Raw genomic sequence first — 16,390 nt, 5'->3', positions numbered from 1 at the left:
CGGACGCGCCGCAGGGGTGCTCCGGCCGGGCCGCAGGGGCCCGATGGTCAGGCCTCGGGGCGCTTCCGGGCCCCGAGGAGCATGTAGACCAGCGCGAGCACGGGCAGCGCGAGCGGCACGTAGCCGTAGCCCTGGCCGTACACGCTCCACACGGTCGCCTCGGGGAACAGCACGGGGTCGAGCACGGTCAGGGTGCCGACGGCGAGCACGCCGATCAGCTCGATCACGACGAGCACCCGGGCGACCCTCGAGCGCCGTCCGCCGCGCACGAGGGCGACGGTCACGGCGATGTAGGTCGCCGCCGCGAGCAGCGAGAGGGAGTAGGCCACCGGTGCGCGGTCGAAGTCCCGGAGCACCTGCACCAGGCTGCGCGCGGTCGCCGAGAGGGCGAAGATGCCGTAGACGGCGACCAGGACGATCTCGAAGCCGCGCCCGCCGCGGCTCCTGCCCGCCGCGGTACCGCGTCCGTCGCGGCCCGCAGGGCGGTCGTCGGTGCGCGGTGCGGTCATGCGAAGCCTCCGGGCCAGATCTGGTGGATGCGCATCAGGAGCACGAGGGTCACCGCGCAGGTCACGGCGATCACCACACTCCCCCAGCGCGTGCGCTCGAAGGCGCCGAGCCAGCCCCCGCCGACGACGAGCATCAGCCCGGTCAGCACGTACCCGTAGAGCGTCACCCGCTCGGGCGGCGGGCCTGCGGAGGTCGCATCGCGCACGCCGAGGGTGATGCCGAGCACGATCCAGCCGATCGCGGTCAGCGCCGCGGCGCCCAGCAGCACGAGGTCGGCGCTGAGATCCTTGGCGGCGTAGTAGATCGCGAGCGCGGCGGTCAGACCGCCCAGCACGGCGACCACGATGCTCAGCAGGCTCATCGGTGCGGCTCCCTCATCGTGCGGTCGGTCCTCCTCCACGGCCGCGGACGGTCGGTCGGGGCCGAGACCTACGATAGGCCCATGCCGATTCTGGAACTGACCGCTGAACCCTTCGTCGACGTCGCCGCCGACGTCCTCGTGCTCCCCCTGGTCGCCGGCGCGGGCGATGCCCCCGCCTCCGTCCCGGGATCCCCCGAGATCTCCGAGGCCGTCGCGGGCCTCGCCCCCTCCGCCGCGCGCGGGGACCTGCACCGTCTGCCCTCCACGGGCCTCGCCGCCGCGACCACCCTGCTCCTCGTCGGCGTGGGCGAGGAGGATCTCTCCGCCGTGTCCGCCGAGGACCTCCGCCTCGCCGTCGGCGCCGCGACCCGCTCGCTGACCGGCGTCGGCCGCGCCGCGCTCGCCCTGCCCACCGCCTCCGACGGGCAGCGCGCCGCCGCCCTCGAGGGCGCCGCGCTCGGCGCCTACGCCTTCACCGCCCACAAGTCCGGCACCGGTGAGAAGGCCCCCAAGGGCGCCCTGGCCGAGATCGTCCTGCTCGCCGGCGAGGCCGGGACCGAGGCCCTCGAGCCCGCGCTCGAGCGGGCCCGTGTGCTCTCCGGCTCCGTCGACCTCGTGCGCGATCTCGTGAACACCCCGCCGAACCTGCTGCCCCCGGCGGAGTTCGCCCGCCGCGCGGAGGAGCTCGTCGCCGACCTCCCGATCACGGTGACCGTGCTGGACGAGGCCGCCCTCGCCGAGGGCGGCTACGGCGGCATCGTCGGCGTCGGCCAGGGCTCGACGCGTCCGCCGCGCCTGGTCCGCCTCGAGTACGCGCCCGCCGGGGCGAGCCGCTCCGTCTCGCTGGTGGGCAAGGGCATCACCTTCGACACCGGCGGCATCTCCCTGAAGCCGGCGGCCGGCATGGAGGACATGACCTCGGACATGGCAGGCGCGGCGACCGTGCTCGGCGCGACCGTCGCCGCGGCCCGCCTCGGGCTGGACGTGAAGGTCACCAGCTTCCTCGCCCTCGCCGAGAACATGCCCGGCGGCGGCGCCCAGCGCCCCGGCGACGTGGTCACCATGCGCGACGGCACCACCGTCGAGGTGCTGAACACCGACGCCGAGGGCCGCATGGTCATGGCCGACGCGCTCGTCGACGCGGTCGCCGCGGAGCCGGACCTGGTGATGGACGTCGCGACCCTCACCGGCGCGGCCGTGGTCGCGCTCGGCAAGCGCACCGGCGGCGTGATGGGCACGGAGACCGGCCGGTCGGCCGTGGTCGCGGCCGCCGAGCGCTCCGGCGAGCCCTTCTGGCCGCTGCCCTTCCCGCAGGAGCTGCGCGCCGACCTCACCGGCCGCGTCGCGGACCTGCGCAACATCGGAGAGCGTCCCGGCGGGGCGCTCTCCGCGGGCATCTTCCTCAAGGAGTTCGTGGGGTCGACCGAGTGGGCGCACCTGGACATCGCCGGCCCCGCCTTCGCGAGCGCACCGCTGGGCTACATGGGCAAGGGGGCCACCGGGATGAGCGTCCGGACCGTCCTGCAGGTCCTCGAGGACCACGCCGGGGCCGCGGGGGCGTGATGCTCGCCGCATCGACACCCTGACCGTTGCGCGCAACAGGTCCGCCCGGCGCCGCCCGGTGCCCTAGCATGGGGCACGCAGGCGGCGCCGTCGGCCATCCGGGTCCGAGTGCGCTGCGGAACACCCAAGACACCGAGGAGCACACAGGTGGCGGACACAACCACTGACCAGTTCGACGTCGTGATCCTGGGCGGTGGCAGCGGCGGCTATGCGGCCGCGCTGCGCGGAGCCCAGCTCGGCCAGAAGATCGCCCTCGTGGAGAAGGACAAGCTCGGCGGCACCTGCCTGCACCGCGGCTGCGTCCCGACGAAGGCCCTGCTCCACGTCGGGGAGCTCGCCGACGCACCGTCCGAGGCCGCCGCGGCCGGTGTGGACCTCACCCTCAACGGCGTCGACGCCGCGAAGGTGCTCGGCTTCAAGGACAAGATCATCGGCCGCCTGTACAAGGGTCTCCAGGGCCTGGTGAAGTCCCGCAAGATCGACTACGTCGCGGGCTTCGGCAAGCTCACCGGCCCGAACACCGTCACGGTCGAGACCGAGTCCGGCACCCGTACCCTGACCGGCAAGAACGTCATCCTCGCCTCCGGCTCCTACTCGAAGACCCTCCCGGGCATCGACCTCGGCGGCCGCTTCCTCGACTCCGAGACGGCGCTGCAGCTGCCCGAGCTGCCGAAGAACCCGATCATCCTCGGCGGCGGCGTGATCGGCGTCGAGTTCGCCTCGGTGTGGAAGTCGCTCGGCGCGGAGTCCGTGACGATCGTGGAGGGTCTGCCCCACCTGGTCGCCAACGAGGACGAGGCGATCTCCAAGGCCCTCGAGCGGGCCTACAAGAAGCGCGGCATCGCCTTCTCCCTCGGCGTCTTCACCGAGAAGGCCGAGCAGACCGAGACCGGCGTCAAGGTCACCCTCGCCGACGGCAAGGTCTTCGAGGGCGACTACCTCCTGGTTGCCGTGGGCCGCGGCCCGAACACCTCCGGCATGGGCTACGAGGAGCAGGGCATCGAGATGGATCGCGGCTTCGTGCTCGCGAACAAGGAGACCCTCGAGACGAACGTCCCCGGCGTCTACGCCGTCGGCGACATCGTCCCCGGCCTGCAGCTCGCCCACCGCGGCTTCGCCCAGGGCATCTTCGTCGCCGAGCGGATCGCGGGCCTGAATCCCGCTCCGATCGTCGAGTCCGGCATCGAGCGCATCACCTACTGCGAGCCCGAGGTCGGGTCCGTCGGCGTCACCGAGAAGCAGGCCAAGGAGCAGCTGGGCGAGGACGGGGTCGAGGCCTACGAGTACAACCTCGGCGGCAACGGCAAGTCCCAGATCCTCGGCACCACCGGCTTCATCAAGCTGGTGCGCGAGAAGGACGGCCCGATCATCGGCGTCCACATGATCGGCTCGCGCACCTCGGAGCTGATGGGCGAGGCTCTGCTCATCGTCAACTGGGAGGCCTACCCCGAGGACGTCGCCTCCCTCATCCACGGCCACCCCTCGCAGCACGAGGCCATGGGCGAGGCGGCTCTCGCCCTCGCCGGCAAGCCGCTGCACGCCCACGCCTGAGTCTTCCCAGAGGAGAGAACCCCATGTCTGAAACCGTGAAGATGCCGGCACTCGGCGAGTCCGTCACCGAGGGCACCGTCACCCGCTGGCTCAAGGCCGTCGGCGACACCGTCGAGGTCGACGAGCCGCTGCTCGAGGTCTCGACCGACAAGGTCGACACCGAGATCCCCTCCCCTGTCGCGGGGACCATCGAGAAGATCCTGGTCGAGGAGGACGAGGACGCCGAGGTCGGCGCCGATCTCGTCGTCATCGGCGACGGCTCCGGCGCCGAGGGCTCCGGCTCCGACGACTCCGGTGCCGAGGCCCAGGCCGAGCAGGCTCCCGCCGAGGAGCAGGGCGAGGACCTCGCCTCCGACGAGACCGTCGCCCCCTCGACCGACGAGGAGACCCCTGCCGGGGAGTCCGAGAAGCCCGCGGACGCCTCCGGCGATGCCGGTTCCGGCGCCTCCGGCGGCGCGGCCGAGGGCGAGGAGGTGACGATGCCGGCGCTCGGCGAGTCCGTCACCGAGGGCACCGTCACCCGCTGGCTCAAGGCCGTCGGCGAGACCGTCGAGGTCGACGAGCCGCTGCTCGAGGTCTCGACCGACAAGGTCGACACCGAGATCCCCTCCCCCGTCGCGGGCACCGTGCTCGAGATCCGCGTCCAGGAGGACGAGGACGCCGAGGTCGGCTCCGTGCTGGCGATCGTCGGCTCCGGCGCCGCCGCGGCCCCGAAGGCCGAGGAGCCCGCCGCTCGCGCACCCGAGGAGAAGAAGGCCGAGGAGAAGCCCGCAGAGGCCCCGAAGGAGCAGGCTCCGAAGCAGGAGGCGCCGAAGGCCGAGGCCCCGAAGCAGGAGGCGCCCGCGGCGCCCGCCGCTCCCGCCCCGCAGGCCGCCGATGCGATCTCCGGCGCGGAGTCCTCCGGCTACGTCACCCCGCTGGTGCGGAAGATGGCGGCCGAGGCCGGCGTGGACCTCTCGAGCGTCAAGGGCTCCGGCCTCGGCGGTCGGATCCGCAAGCAGGACGTGCAGCAGGCGATCGACGCGCAGAAGGCCCAGGCCGCACCTGCCGCCGCTGCCGCGCCTGCCGCCGCGGCCGCCGCTCCCGCGACGCCGAAGGTCGAGGTCTCCTCGAAGCGCGGCACCGAGGAGAAGATGCCCCGCATCCGCAAGGTCATCGGCCAGCGGATGATGGAGTCCCTGCACGGCATGGCGCAGCTGACCACCGCGGTCGAGGTCGACGTGACCCGCATCGCGAAGCTGCGCGCGAGGGCGAAGGACGAGTTCGCCGCCCGTGAGGGCGCCAAGCTCACCTTCCTGCCGTTCCTCATGATGGCCGCGATCGAGGGTCTGAAGACCTACCCGCAGCTGAACTCCACCATCGACGACGACAAGATCGTCTACCACGGCTCGGAGAACATCGGCATGGCGGCGGACACCGAGCGCGGTCTCGTGGTCCCGGTCATCAAGAACGCGGGCGACCTGAACCTCGCGGGCCTCGCCCGGCAGATCGGCGACCTCGGCGGCCGGGCGAAGAGCAACAAGCTCGTCCCCGACGACCTCTCCGGCGCGACGTTCACGATCACGAACACCGGTTCGGGCGGTGCCCTCTGGGACACCCCGATCGTGCCCGCCCCGCAGGTCGGCATCCTCGGCACCGGCACCATCACGAAGCGTCCCGCCGTGGTGCAGAACGCCGAGGGCGACGACACCATCGCGATCCGCTCGATGATGTACCTGTTCCTCTCCTACGACCACCGCATGGTCGACGGCGGCGACGCCGCCCGCTTCCTCACCTACATGAAGAAGCGGCTCGAGGAGGGTGCGTTCGAGGGCGAGCTCGGCCTCTGATCCCGTCCCCGCGCGCAGCCATCGGCTGAGCATCGGCAGGGCCCCGGCACCGTCACGGTGTCGGGGCCCTGCCTCGTCCCGGCCCTCCTCGGGCGTCTCACGCGGTGCGCGTCTCGAGGATCCTCCAGCGGGCCCCGTCCCAGACCAGCACGAGATCGACCTGCGCCGCACCGCTGTTCGGAGTCTCCTGCACGAGGCCGGAGCCCTCGCGCACCTGGCCGGCCTCGGTCGAGACGAGCACGTGCAGCACGGCCCTGCCGTCCTCGTCGGGTCCCTCGATCAGATCGGCCTCGTGCACGACGGGGCCGCTGCCCTGCACCTCGTAGCCCTCGTAGGCCTCGCGGATGCGCTCGTCCTCCTCCTGCGCGGCACCGCCCTCGGCGGCGACGGGCACGTCGGAGGCGCCGGTGAGATAGGAGTGGCGGGAGCCCGCGAGCTCCGCCGCCAGCGCCCACGGGTCCTCGATCGCGGGCACCGGCCCCTCCTGAGAGCTGCCGGCGCCCGCAGGAGCTCCGCCGGCGACGACCGCGGGGGCCTGTCGCGCCGGCTCCGGACGGTCCGTGGTCAGCGTGATCGCCGCCGCCGCGCCGAGGCCGAGGGCGAGCACCACGGCCCCGCTGAGCAGGGCGGTGCGCCGGTGTCGCCGCTGCCCCAGCACCGCGGAGAGCGCACCGCCGGACCTGCGCCGACGTGATGAGCCGGCGTCCGCTCCGCCCGCGGCCCGCGCCTCCGTCCGCGCTCTGCGCAGCCGGGGCGCCGGAAGCGGCGCCACAGGTCCTGCGTCGGCCGCGTCGACCTCCTCCTCTGCCGCCTCCTCCTGTCCCGCGTCCGGCCGCTCCGGCTCCCCCTGGTCTCCCGGCAACCCCGGCGGATCCGCCGGACCCGCCCCCACGGGGGCGTCGAGGAGTCCGGGAAGGTCGAGCGAGGGCGCGCCCCCGCCAGGGAGGGCGTGGACCCGTCGGCGCAGCGTCCGCTCCTCGTCCTCGAGCACGGAGTCGATCCAGTGCAGATCCGCGCTGCGCACGGCGAGGGACTGCTCACGTCGCAGGCCGCTGAGGTCGAGCACCAGCACGCTTCCGTCGGCCCGGACCCCGAGCCCGCGGCCCCGCGGTGCCCCGAGCACCCAGCCGCGCTCGTGGAGCGCCGCGACGAGGGCCTCCAGGTCCTCCCGAGCCCGGGCCTGCGCCACCCGCTCCCCCGTCGCGGGGGCACCGCCGTCGGCGGCGCGTCGTCCGCGGCGTCGCGCGAGCGGCGGGGCGGTCTCGCGGATGTACCCGTCCTCCTCCATGCCGATCACGTCCGGCGCTGCGCTGATCCCGGCCACCTCGAGCGCGGCGAGCAGCTGCATCTCCGCGGTGACGGACTCCCTCCCTTCCGGCCCCCGCCACCGCACCCTCAGCGCGTCCTCCCGCCCCGGCGCACCGAGGCTCTCCTCCTCGCGCCCGGTCCGGTCCCCGGCGGCACCGTCCAGGCCGGCGCCGGCGGGTCCCGGGCCCTCCCGGCCCGGACCGTCGCGGCCCGGACCGTCGGCCGTCGGCCCCAGGACGAACCTGTGGCGCCCTCCGCTCCTTGCGTGCTCCCCCTCGTCCATGGCCACAGTGAACCCCACCGCGACGCGCACCCCTGCTGGTCATCCACAACGCGCAGGTCGCGGCAGGAGTAGCCTGGAGCGATGCTCGACGTGATCCGTCTCGGCCTCAGCGAGCCGCTCCTCCACGAGGACCGGCACGCACAGTTCGACCTGCCCCCGGGGCCGGTGGACTACCGCGCCGCCTGGGACCTGCAGCGCCGGATCCACGCCGAGGTGGTCGCGGGCGAGCGGCCGGACACGCTGCTCCTGCTGGAGCACCAGCCGGTCTACACCGCGGGCAAGCTCACCCAGGACCACGAGCGCCCCCGCGACGGCGCCGAGGTGGTGGACATCGACCGGGGCGGGAAGATCACCTGGCACGGGCCGCAGCAGCTCGTCGGCTACCCGATCGTGAAGCTCCCGATCCCGATCGACGTGGTCGGATTCGTGCGCGCCCTCGAGCAGGCGATCATCGGCGTCTGCGCCGGGCTCGGCCTCGAGACCGTCCCGATCGAGGGGCGCAGCGGGGTGTGGGTGGCTCCCGAGGGCGAGGAGGAGCGCAAGGTGTGCGCGATCGGGATGCGCGTCTCGAAGCGCGCCACGATGCACGGCTTCGCCCTGAACTGCGCCAACGACCTCTCCTGGGCCCAGAATGTCATCCCGTGCGGGATCGACGACGCCGGGGTGACCAGTCTCAGCCGGGAGCTGGGCCGCAGGGTGCCGGTCGCCGAGCTGCTCGACCCGGTCGCCGAGGCGATGATCGACCTCGTGGCGCACCGCACCTCCGCACGGGCGCTGTGAGCGCCGCGCGAGCAGACGGGATCGATAGACTCCAGGGACGTCGAGACGAGGAGGCATCACGGTGACGATCGCTGCCGAGGGCCGTCGCATGCTGCGCGTCGAAGCGCGCAACGCCGAGGTCCCCATCGAGCGCAAGCCCGAATGGATCAAGACCAGGGCCGTGATGGGCCCCGAGTACACGGCCATGAAGCAGCGCGTGCACGGCCAGGGCCTGCACACGGTCTGCGAGGAGGCCGGCTGCCCGAACATCTTCGAGTGCTGGGAGGATCGGGAGGCGACCTTCCTGATCGGCGGGGACACCTGCACCCGGCGCTGCGACTTCTGCAACATCGCCACCGGCAAGCCGATGGCGGTGGACCCGATGGAGCCGTTCAAGGTCGCGCAGTCGGTCAAGGAGATGGGCCTGCGCTACTCGACGATCACGGGCGTGGCCCGCGACGACCTCGAGGACGGCGCGGCGGGGCTGTTCGCCCGCACCTGCCAGCAGATCCACGCGATGAACCCCGGCACGGGCGTCGAGCTGCTGATCGACGACATCAAGGGCCGCGGCGAGCACCTCCAGCAGGTGTTCGAGGCGAAGCCGGAGGTGTTCGCGCACAACCTGGAGACGGTGCCGCGGATCTTCAAGCAGATCCGTCCCGCCTTCCGCTACGACCGGTCGCTGGACGTCATCTCGATGGGCAAGGACGCCGGGATGATCACCAAGTCCAACCTCATCCTCGGGATGGGCGAGACGGACGAAGAGATCCTGGAGTCGATGCAGGCCCTGGTCGACGCCGGCTGCGACATCCTCACCATCACCCAGTACATGCGGCCCTCGAAGCTGCACCACCCGATCGACCGCTGGGTGAAGCCCCAGCAGTTCGTCGAGCTGTCCGAGGCCGCGAGGGAGATGGGCTTCCTCGCGGTGATGGCCGGTCCGATGGTCCGCTCCTCGTACCGTGCCGGGAAGCTCTGGGCGCAGGCGATGCGCGAGCTCGGCCGCGAGATCCCGGAGAACCTCCGCCACCTCGACTCCGATCAGCCCGCCCGTCAGGAAGCTGCGAGCGTCGTCGCCCGCACCCAGCAGGCCGCCGCGAGCTGACGCTCCGCCGGCCCCGAGAGGACACATCCCCCATGGCTCGCACGTCCGAGACCACGTCCGCCAAGGACGACACGAAGAAGCGCGGCAAGCGCAACGCCGACGGCACGAAGAAGCCCGGTCGCCTCAAGCAGATGCTCGAGGTCTTCAAGTACACGCAGGAGGTCGACCGGTCGACCCTGCCGCTGATGATCCTCGCGGTCGTCGGCGCGATCGCCGTCGGCGTGCTGCTGACCGTGCTGATCTTCGACAGCCCCTGGTACGGCATCTTCATGGGCCTCGCCGTCGGCGTGCTGATCGCGATGATCATCCTGGCGCGCAAGGCGGAGCGAGCGGCCTTCGACCGCATCAAGGGCCAGACCGGCGCGGCGCTCGCCGCGATGCAGTCGATCCGCCGCGGCTGGAACGTCGAGGACGAGCCGGTGCAGATCGATCCCCGCAGCCAGAAGATGCTCTTCCGCGCCTCGGGACGGGCGGGCATCGCGGTCGTGGCCGAGGACTCCACGGGCATCTCGATGAAGCTGCTGGAGAAGGAGCGGCGCAGCATCCGGCGCGTGCTCCAGCACGACAACGTGCCGGTCCATCAGATCGTCGTCGGCGACGGCGAGGGCGAGGTGCCGCTGCACAAGCTCCCCACCTACATGCAGCGCATGAAGAAGCAGCTGACCAAGCAGGAGTCCGCACAGGTGACCAAGCGCCTGAACGCGCTGCACCGCTCACTGCGCCAGCAGGTGCCCAAGGGCGTGGACCCGATGCGCGCCCGTCCGAACCGCAAGGCGATGCGCGGCCGCTGACCCGGCACCCGCCCTCTCGGCGACGCCCCCTCCCGCTGCGGCGGGAGGGGGCGTCGTGCTGTGCGCGGAAGGGCTGCCCGTGGGGCCGGGAGGCGGCCGTGACCTTCTCGTTATCTGCGTGACCTTTTCGTGACATTCGGCATCGACGCAGGTCAGCGGGATGAAGTGGGGAGGCGTCCTGCGGGTCGACAGGGCGCGTCCAGGGGTGCTGGAGTGCTTTTTCCCGCCGCGCAGGCGAGGCGGCGGACCCCGTCAGAGGGTGACGACCGCGGTGCCCGCGACGACGTCGTGCAGTGGCTGGGTGTCGCGGTTCCAGACCACTGCCGGGAGCACCAGCAGCATCAGCGCGGTGCGCACCACCGCGCGCAGCAGCATCGGGCTGCGGCCGCTGACGGGGACGACCCGCACCCGCAGCAGGAACTGGCCCGGGGTCACGCCGAAAAGCGTCAGGAACAGCATGTTCACCGCTGCGAAGAGGATCAGGTTCGCCAGCGGGTCGCCGCCGAGCAGCAGGGCCGAGATGCCCACGCACAGTCCCCAGTCGACGATCAGCGAGAGGGGTCGGCGCCAGAACGGCGCGACGGCGCCGCGGCCCGTGGCCGGCAGTCCGAGAGCGGAGCCCTTGACGTAGCCGGCCTCCCCGGGCGGGCCGTCCATCCAGGAGCCGAGGTCCTTGCGATCGATCACGGGCGGAGCCTACGCGGCCGTGCTGGGAATCGCCGGGCTCCCCGGGCGCGGGGCACCACTGCCCCTAAGCTTGGTCTCACCCGAGTCCGGGCCCGACGCGGTTCCTCGGCACTCGACAGGTTCGGCCCCTCGGGGTGAGACAGCACTACACGCGCCGCCCGGCGCGGATGGAGGAGACGTGTTCAACAATCCCAGCGAGGTCACGAAGTACATCGAGGAGGAGGGCGTCGAGTTCATCGACATCCGCTTCTGCGATCTCCCCGGCGTCATGCAGCACTTCAACGTGCCGGCGAGCACCTTCGACGAGGAGGCCATCGCGACCGGCCAGCTCTTCGACGGCTCCTCGATCCGCGGGTTCCAGGCCATCCACGAGTCGGACATGAAGCTCGTGCCGGACCTGGAGACCGCGTACCTGGATCCGTTCCGCGAGCGGAAGACCCTGATCGTCAACTTCTCGATCGTGGATCCGTTCACCGACGAGCCCTACTCCCGCGACCCGCGCACCGTCGCCTCGAAGGCCGAGGAGTACCTGAAGTCCACCGGTATCGCGGACACCGCGTTCTTCGCGGCCGAGGCCGAGTTCTACATCTTCGACGACGTCCGCTTCAAGACGTCGGTCAACTCCGGCTTCTACTCGATCGACTCCGACGAGGCGGTGTGGAACACCGACCGCGACGAGTCCGAGTTCGGCGGCAACCAGGGCTACAAGACCCGTCTCAAGGGCGGGTACTTCCCCGTCCCGCCGAACGACCAGATGGCGGATCTCCGCGACGAGATCGTCTCCGTGCTCGAGGACACCGGCCTGCAGGTCGAGCGTGCCCACCACGAGGTCGGCACCGCGGGCCAGCAGGAGATCAACTACCGCTTCAACACGCTGCTGCAGGCGGCCGACGACGTCATGAAGTTCAAGTACGTCGTGAAGAACACCGTGTGGGACGCCGGCAAGACCGCGACCTTCATGCCCAAGCCCCTGTTCGGCGACAACGGCTCGGGCATGCACACCCACCAGTCGCTGTGGAAGGACGGCGAGCCGCTGTTCTTCGACGAGCGCGGCTACGGCGGCCTCTCTGACATCGCCCGCTGGTACATCGGCGGCATCATCGCCCACTCCCCCTCGCTGACCGCGTTCACCAACCCCACGGTGAACTCCTTCAAGCGCCTGGTGCCGGGCTTCGAGGCGCCGGTGAACATGGTCTACTCGGCCCGTAACCGCTCCGCCGCCATTCGCATCCCCGTCACGGGCTCCTCCCCGAAGGCCAAGCGCGTCGAGTTCCGCGCCCCGGACCCCTCGGCGAACCCGTACCTGTCCTTCGCCGCGCAGCTCATGGCCGGCATCGACGGCATCCGCAACCGGATCGAGCCGCCCGAGCCGATCGACAAGGACCTCTACGAGCTCCCGCCGGAGGAGCACGCGCAGATCCAGCAGCTGCCCGACTCGCTGGGTGCGGCGCTGGACGCCCTCGAGGCCGACCACGACTACCTCACCGAGGGCGACGTGTTCCCCGAGGACCTCATCTCCACCTGGATCGAGCTCAAGCGCACCACGGAGATCGATCCGTTCCGCTTCCGCCCGCACCCGCACGAGTTCGAGCTGTACTACGACATCTGAGCGGAACTGATCCGCGAATGCTGATGTGACCTGCGTACTCTCGGGGAGTTGTCTGTACTGTAGACGCTCCGTGCACTAAGATCAAGTGCAACCGAGTAGTACGGAGCAAGTGCACGTAGGTGCACGGTCGGCAGGAGCGGCACAGTGGCACGGAAAGCACGGAGGACCCGACGGTCCTTCGGGAAGCTGCGCAAGCTCCCCAGCGGGCGATACCAGGCGAGCTACCTGGACCCCGCTGGGGAGCGGCGCAACGCCCCCACCACGTTCGAGGCGAAGATCGACGCCGAGGCATGGCTCTCGGCACAGCACGCCGCGATCACGAGCGGCGCATGGCGGGGCCGGGACGACCGGATCACCGTCGGCGAGTACGCCGAGGCATGGCTCAAGACGCACCAGGTGCGCGAGCGGACCCGCTACCACTACCAGGTCCAGCTCGACCGTTGGATCACGCCGACGTTCGGCACCACGCCCATGTCCAAGGTGACGCCCGTGATGGTGCGGCGCTGGCTCGGGATCTTCCCCAGCGACAAGCCGGCAGCGCGAGCGAACGCGTACCGGGTCCTCGCCCAGGTGTTCCGCGCCGCGGTCGACGAGGGAGTCATCTCCGAGTCGCCGGCGAAGGTCCGCGGTGCTGGGCAGTACGAGCGGAAGCGGGAGGGGCGCGCCCTCACCGTCGCTGAGGTGACCGCTCTCGCCGAGCAGGTCCCGGAGGATCGCCGGCTCGCGATCCAGCTCGCCGCCTACTGCGCGCTCCGCCCCGGCGAGGTGCTGGGGCTGCGCCGGCGCGACGTGGACACGCGCTCGCACGCGCTGAACATTCGAGAGACGGCCTCTGCGGTGCACGCCAACTCGGGCCGCGTCGGGCCGGTGAAGACCGCCTCGAGCGCACGCACAGTACACTACCCCGACGAGCTGCACGCCGACGTGCTCGAGCAGCTCCGGGACCACGCCGCGGACGGGCCGGGCGGGCACCTGTTCCCCTCCCCCAGGAACGCGGGCGAACCGCTGTCCTACACGGGGTTCCTGTACATGGTGCGGACCGCTGCGGAGCGGGCGAAGCTCGGGGACGTGAAGCCTCACGACCTCCGACACACCGGCGCGACGCTCGCCGCGGGCACGGGCGCGACCACGCGTGAGCTCATGTCGCGGCTCGGGCACACCTCCCCCACCATCGCGATGGGGTACCAGCACGCGGTGCGGGAGCGTGATCGGTCCATCGCCGACGCACTGGGCGCCGTGATCGCAGCAGCACAGGAAACGAGCGACGATGCGTGACCTCGAGGGTAGGGACCTGCGCCCCACTGAAGGGCCGACGATCGCGATCACGTGCACGGGGAAGGGGCACGGTCGCGCTGTGCTCGCGCGGCTTGTGCGCATGCCGCGCTGGGACGGGGCAGGCTACTACTGGGGACGCCTGACCGACATGACGGACCGCGAGGCGCGGGCATGGCAGGCCATGGAGCCTGGGGATGGAGCGCAGACCCCGCGGGACTACCGGTCTCCCTCCGGTGACGGGTTCTACTGGCTCCGTGGCACGGAACCCGTCACGGATCCCCGCGAAGCACGGATCATCTCGAACGCCTACCACCACGGGCGTGGAGAGCACAGGCAGGGCCCACCCGTGCCGAGGGTGCTCGATGGCGTTGTGCGGAAGTTCGGGTTGGCTCGCTGCAGGTGCGGAAGAGGCGGGGAGATCCGAGCAGCCGCCGCCCCGGTGGAGGCCGTGCTCGAGCTTGCACACGAGTCCGGCGCGGCCGACTTGGATGTTGCGCTGTTCCGTAAGGCGATCTGGGACGCCTCTAAGTGGAACTGAGCATCATGTAGTAGAATGGACCGCAGGAAGGTAGCCAACCCTTCCCCCTCCGGTGGAGTAGACCGGGTCCACGCCTCGCGCGTCGACGACAACGCCCCTTAGATCCGGGCAACCTCGTCACGCCCGGAGGCGTTTTTCATGTCCCACCCCGGACTCACAGCTGCCACAGGAGCAGCCCAGCACACCAGCACCCCCCGCTACATTCCCCTCTCAGAGGGCGCGGAGTACCTGTCCCTCACGACCGCTGGCCTGCGGAAGTACATCGCCGAGGGTCGCATCACCGGCTACAGGCTCGGGAAGCGCGCGATCCGCGTCGACGTCCGAGAGCTCGACGCACTGCTGACCCCGATCCCGGCCGCGAAGTCGGGTGGTGCCCGATGAGCGCACCGGACAGAAGAAACCGCCCCCGGAAGGCGGCGGGGGCGGTCTCCAAGAGCGTTGTGGCGACGCACCCTCAGGATACCGGGACTACCCGGTTCTCGCACCTGCGCGACCACACCACCCCCGCGCCCGTCGACGGCGGGATCGGGATGCTGCACGGCCCGCTCATGGACCCGGACAGTGACCCCGCGATCTGGCGCGAGTACGGGCGTCCCCCGGCCCCGCCGTGGGGGTCCTACCTCGACGAGACCCCGCTACCGATGCACCCCGACCGGCGCGGACCGGTCGCCGTCGCGATGGACACCCTGCTGGGGGTGACCCGATGAGCCGCGACTACCTCCCCGCCGAGCTGGACCTCGAGCTGCGCCAGGTGACCGACCGCTACACGCAGCCCCCCGCCCCCGACGGTTCCGACGGCTCAGACAGTCTCGACGGTTCACCGGAGAGGGGTACAGAAACCGTCGTCGACACCGTGCGAGCCCACCTCGGCAAGTACCTTTCGCCGGCGTCCGATGACGACCTCGACCTGCTCGCGCTGTGGGCCGTGCACACTCACCTAGCCGCCGAGTCCTACACGACCCCGCGGCTGATCCTTACGTCGCCGATGCCCGGCAGTGGGAAGACGACCGTCCTCGAGCACCTCGAGCGGCTCGTCCCCAACCCCGTGCAGATGTCCTCCGTGTCGTCGTCCGCACTCATTCCGCGGATCCTCGCCGCGCAGTCGTCCGTGCTGCTGATCGACGAGGCAGAGAAGGCGCTCAGCCCCAACAAGCCCGGGATCGAAGACGTGCTCGGCGTGCTCAACAGCGGGTACAAGGTCGGCGGGATGCGGCCCGTGCTCGTGCCGTCGAAGGACAACGGCTGGGAGGCGAAGAACCTGCCGACGTTCGCTCCGGTCGCCATGGCCGGCAACGCGCCGGATCTTCCCGAGGACACCATGCAACGGTCCATCGTCGTGACGATGTTCCCCGCCGCCGAGGGTGACGTGGAGGAGACCGACTGGGAGGTGCTCGAGCCCGATGCACGAGACCTCGGCGAGCAGATCGCCGTGTGGGCGGACTCGATCCGCGACGAGGTGAGGCGGACCCGCCCCGAGGTGCCGAAGGGCTGCGTCGGGCGGTTGAAGGAACGATGGTTGCCGCTGAAGCGCGTCGCCGTGTTCGCGGGCGGTGACTGGGCCGAACGGGTCGATCGGATGATCGAAGCGAACCTCGAAGAGATCGCGAGGGATCGCGAGGAGGGGCTGTCGACGATGCCCATTCACGTGCACCTGATCCGGGACGTTCACGACCTCTTCTCCCAGGAGGAAACCCCTTTCCTCCCTACTAGAGAGATCCTCTCCCACCTCATCGTGACCCATCCCGAACGATGGTCTATGTCGTCGCCGTTCGGTAGCGACCTCACCTCTCAGCGCATGGGCAGGATGCTCGTCAAGCACTTCTCGATCCGGTCAGCGAAGGACGCGACCGACCGGCGCGGCTACTTCCGGGCCGCGTTCGTCCGTGCATGGCGAGCTGTGGGGCTGGACGACGGTTCCCGACGGTCTGCAGACCCCCTCCCAATCGAACCGTCGAAACCGTCCGAGCCGTCGGAACCGTCGGGGATCCTCTGCCCGTCCTGCAACGAACCGGGCTGCTCCGGTGACTGCTGGGAGGTGGACGCATGAGCCCCGCACCCGCCGCCCTCGGAGTCCCCGTCTGGGCCCTCAACGAATGGCGATCCCTCACCACAGCACTCGACGACACGACCGCCCCCATCCCATGCCAGGGCACCCGGTCTGCCGAATGGCACGGCAGCAGTGGGAGGGAGCTCGAGTTCGCGACCCGCGCCTGTCTCGACT

16 protein-coding genes are annotated in these 16,390 nt (G+C 71.0%); 12 read left to right on the top strand and 4 right to left on the bottom strand.

The genetic code is table 11. The annotated features are described in order from the left end of the window. Positions 1-47: 47 nt before the first annotated feature. A complete protein-coding gene (locus tag DEU31_RS08855) occupies positions 48-509 on the bottom strand; it encodes a membrane protein (protein ID WP_010551617.1) in 462 nt (153 codons plus the stop codon). Beyond that, entirely contained in the window at positions 506-871 is a 366-nt protein-coding gene (locus DEU31_RS08850) for a hypothetical protein (protein WP_010551618.1), read from the bottom strand. The genes DEU31_RS08855 and DEU31_RS08850 overlap by 4 nt, the downstream gene beginning before the upstream one ends. Before the next feature lie 81 nt (positions 872-952). Between DEU31_RS08850 and DEU31_RS08845 the strand changes: the two genes are divergently transcribed. The 3 genes from DEU31_RS08845 to sucB all read left to right on the top strand — a co-directional run bounded on the left by DEU31_RS08845 (position 953) and on the right by sucB (position 5,814). Then, entirely contained in the window at positions 953-2,434 is a 1,482-nt protein-coding gene (locus tag DEU31_RS08845; protein WP_133676862.1) for a leucyl aminopeptidase, read from the top strand. 147 nt (positions 2,435-2,581) lie between these two features. Next, positions 2,582-3,985: a dihydrolipoyl dehydrogenase gene (gene lpdA / locus DEU31_RS08840; RefSeq protein WP_133676861.1), complete on the top strand. Its 1,404-nt coding sequence runs from the start codon at positions 2,582-2,584 to the stop codon at positions 3,983-3,985. 23 nt (positions 3,986-4,008) lie between these two features. Next, on the top strand, positions 4,009-5,814 hold the full coding sequence (sucB, locus tag DEU31_RS08835) for a 2-oxoglutarate dehydrogenase, E2 component, dihydrolipoamide succinyltransferase (protein WP_133676860.1): 1,806 nt from the start codon (positions 4,009-4,011) through the stop codon (positions 5,812-5,814). 97 nt (positions 5,815-5,911) lie between these two features. On the opposite strand, the gene DEU31_RS08830 is transcribed toward sucB, so the two are convergent. Further along, positions 5,912-7,162, bottom strand: a complete 1,251-nt coding sequence (locus DEU31_RS08830; protein WP_133676859.1) for a hypothetical protein — start codon at positions 7,160-7,162, stop codon at positions 5,912-5,914. Positions 7,163-7,486: 324 nt separating this feature from the next. Here DEU31_RS08830 and lipB point away from each other — a divergent pair, with 324 nt between their 5' ends. From lipB to DEU31_RS08815, 3 genes are all read left to right on the top strand, one after another. Further along, complete coding sequence (lipB, locus tag DEU31_RS08825; protein WP_010551623.1) at positions 7,487-8,185, top strand: lipoyl(octanoyl) transferase LipB; 699 nt, start codon at positions 7,487-7,489, stop codon at positions 8,183-8,185. Between the two features lie 61 nt (positions 8,186-8,246). Then, a complete protein-coding gene (lipA, locus tag DEU31_RS08820) occupies positions 8,247-9,269 on the top strand; it encodes a lipoyl synthase (RefSeq protein WP_133676858.1) in 1,023 nt (340 codons plus the stop codon). 32 nt (positions 9,270-9,301) lie between these two features. Then, entirely contained in the window at positions 9,302-10,060 is a 759-nt protein-coding gene (locus tag DEU31_RS08815; protein ID WP_010551625.1) for a DUF4191 domain-containing protein, read from the top strand. Between the two features lie 252 nt (positions 10,061-10,312). On the opposite strand, the gene DEU31_RS08810 is transcribed toward DEU31_RS08815, so the two are convergent. Next, the gene (locus DEU31_RS08810) at positions 10,313-10,747 is read right to left on the bottom strand and encodes an RDD family protein (RefSeq protein WP_133676857.1); all 435 of its coding nucleotides are present in this window, start codon (positions 10,745-10,747) and stop codon (positions 10,313-10,315) included. 178 nt (positions 10,748-10,925) lie between these two features. Here DEU31_RS08810 and glnA point away from each other — a divergent pair, with 178 nt between their 5' ends. The 6 genes from glnA (at position 10,926) to DEU31_RS08780 (ending at position 16,216) form a co-directional block, all read left to right on the top strand. After that, the gene (gene glnA, locus DEU31_RS08805; RefSeq protein ID WP_010551627.1) at positions 10,926-12,356 is read left to right on the top strand and encodes a type I glutamate--ammonia ligase; all 1,431 of its coding nucleotides are present in this window, start codon (positions 10,926-10,928) and stop codon (positions 12,354-12,356) included. A 144-nt stretch (positions 12,357-12,500) separates the two neighbouring features. After that, complete coding sequence (locus tag DEU31_RS08800) at positions 12,501-13,631, top strand: site-specific integrase (protein WP_133676856.1); 1,131 nt, start codon at positions 12,501-12,503, stop codon at positions 13,629-13,631. After that, on the top strand, positions 13,624-14,169 hold the full coding sequence (locus tag DEU31_RS08795) for a hypothetical protein (RefSeq protein ID WP_133676855.1): 546 nt from the start codon (positions 13,624-13,626) through the stop codon (positions 14,167-14,169). The genes DEU31_RS08800 and DEU31_RS08795 overlap by 8 nt, the downstream gene beginning before the upstream one ends. 138 nt (positions 14,170-14,307) lie before the next feature. Continuing rightward, a complete protein-coding gene (locus tag DEU31_RS08790) occupies positions 14,308-14,550 on the top strand; it encodes a helix-turn-helix domain-containing protein (RefSeq protein WP_133676854.1) in 243 nt (80 codons plus the stop codon). Continuing rightward, a complete protein-coding gene (locus DEU31_RS16795) occupies positions 14,547-14,876 on the top strand; it encodes a hypothetical protein (RefSeq protein WP_166649448.1) in 330 nt (109 codons plus the stop codon). The genes DEU31_RS08790 and DEU31_RS16795 overlap by 4 nt, the downstream gene beginning before the upstream one ends. Next, the gene (locus tag DEU31_RS08780; RefSeq protein ID WP_133676853.1) at positions 14,873-16,216 is read left to right on the top strand and encodes a DUF3631 domain-containing protein; all 1,344 of its coding nucleotides are present in this window, start codon (positions 14,873-14,875) and stop codon (positions 16,214-16,216) included. The genes DEU31_RS16795 and DEU31_RS08780 overlap by 4 nt, the downstream gene beginning before the upstream one ends. The last annotated feature ends 174 nt before the right edge of the window (positions 16,217-16,390 follow it).

The sequence above is a fragment of the Brachybacterium sp. AG952 genome (assembly GCF_004362645.1).
In the GTDB taxonomy this organism is placed as follows: domain Bacteria; phylum Actinomycetota; class Actinomycetes; order Actinomycetales; family Dermabacteraceae; genus Brachybacterium; species Brachybacterium conglomeratum.
The sequence above is the reverse complement of the archived record's forward strand: the minus strand, read 5'-3'. Positions and strand labels throughout refer to the sequence as shown.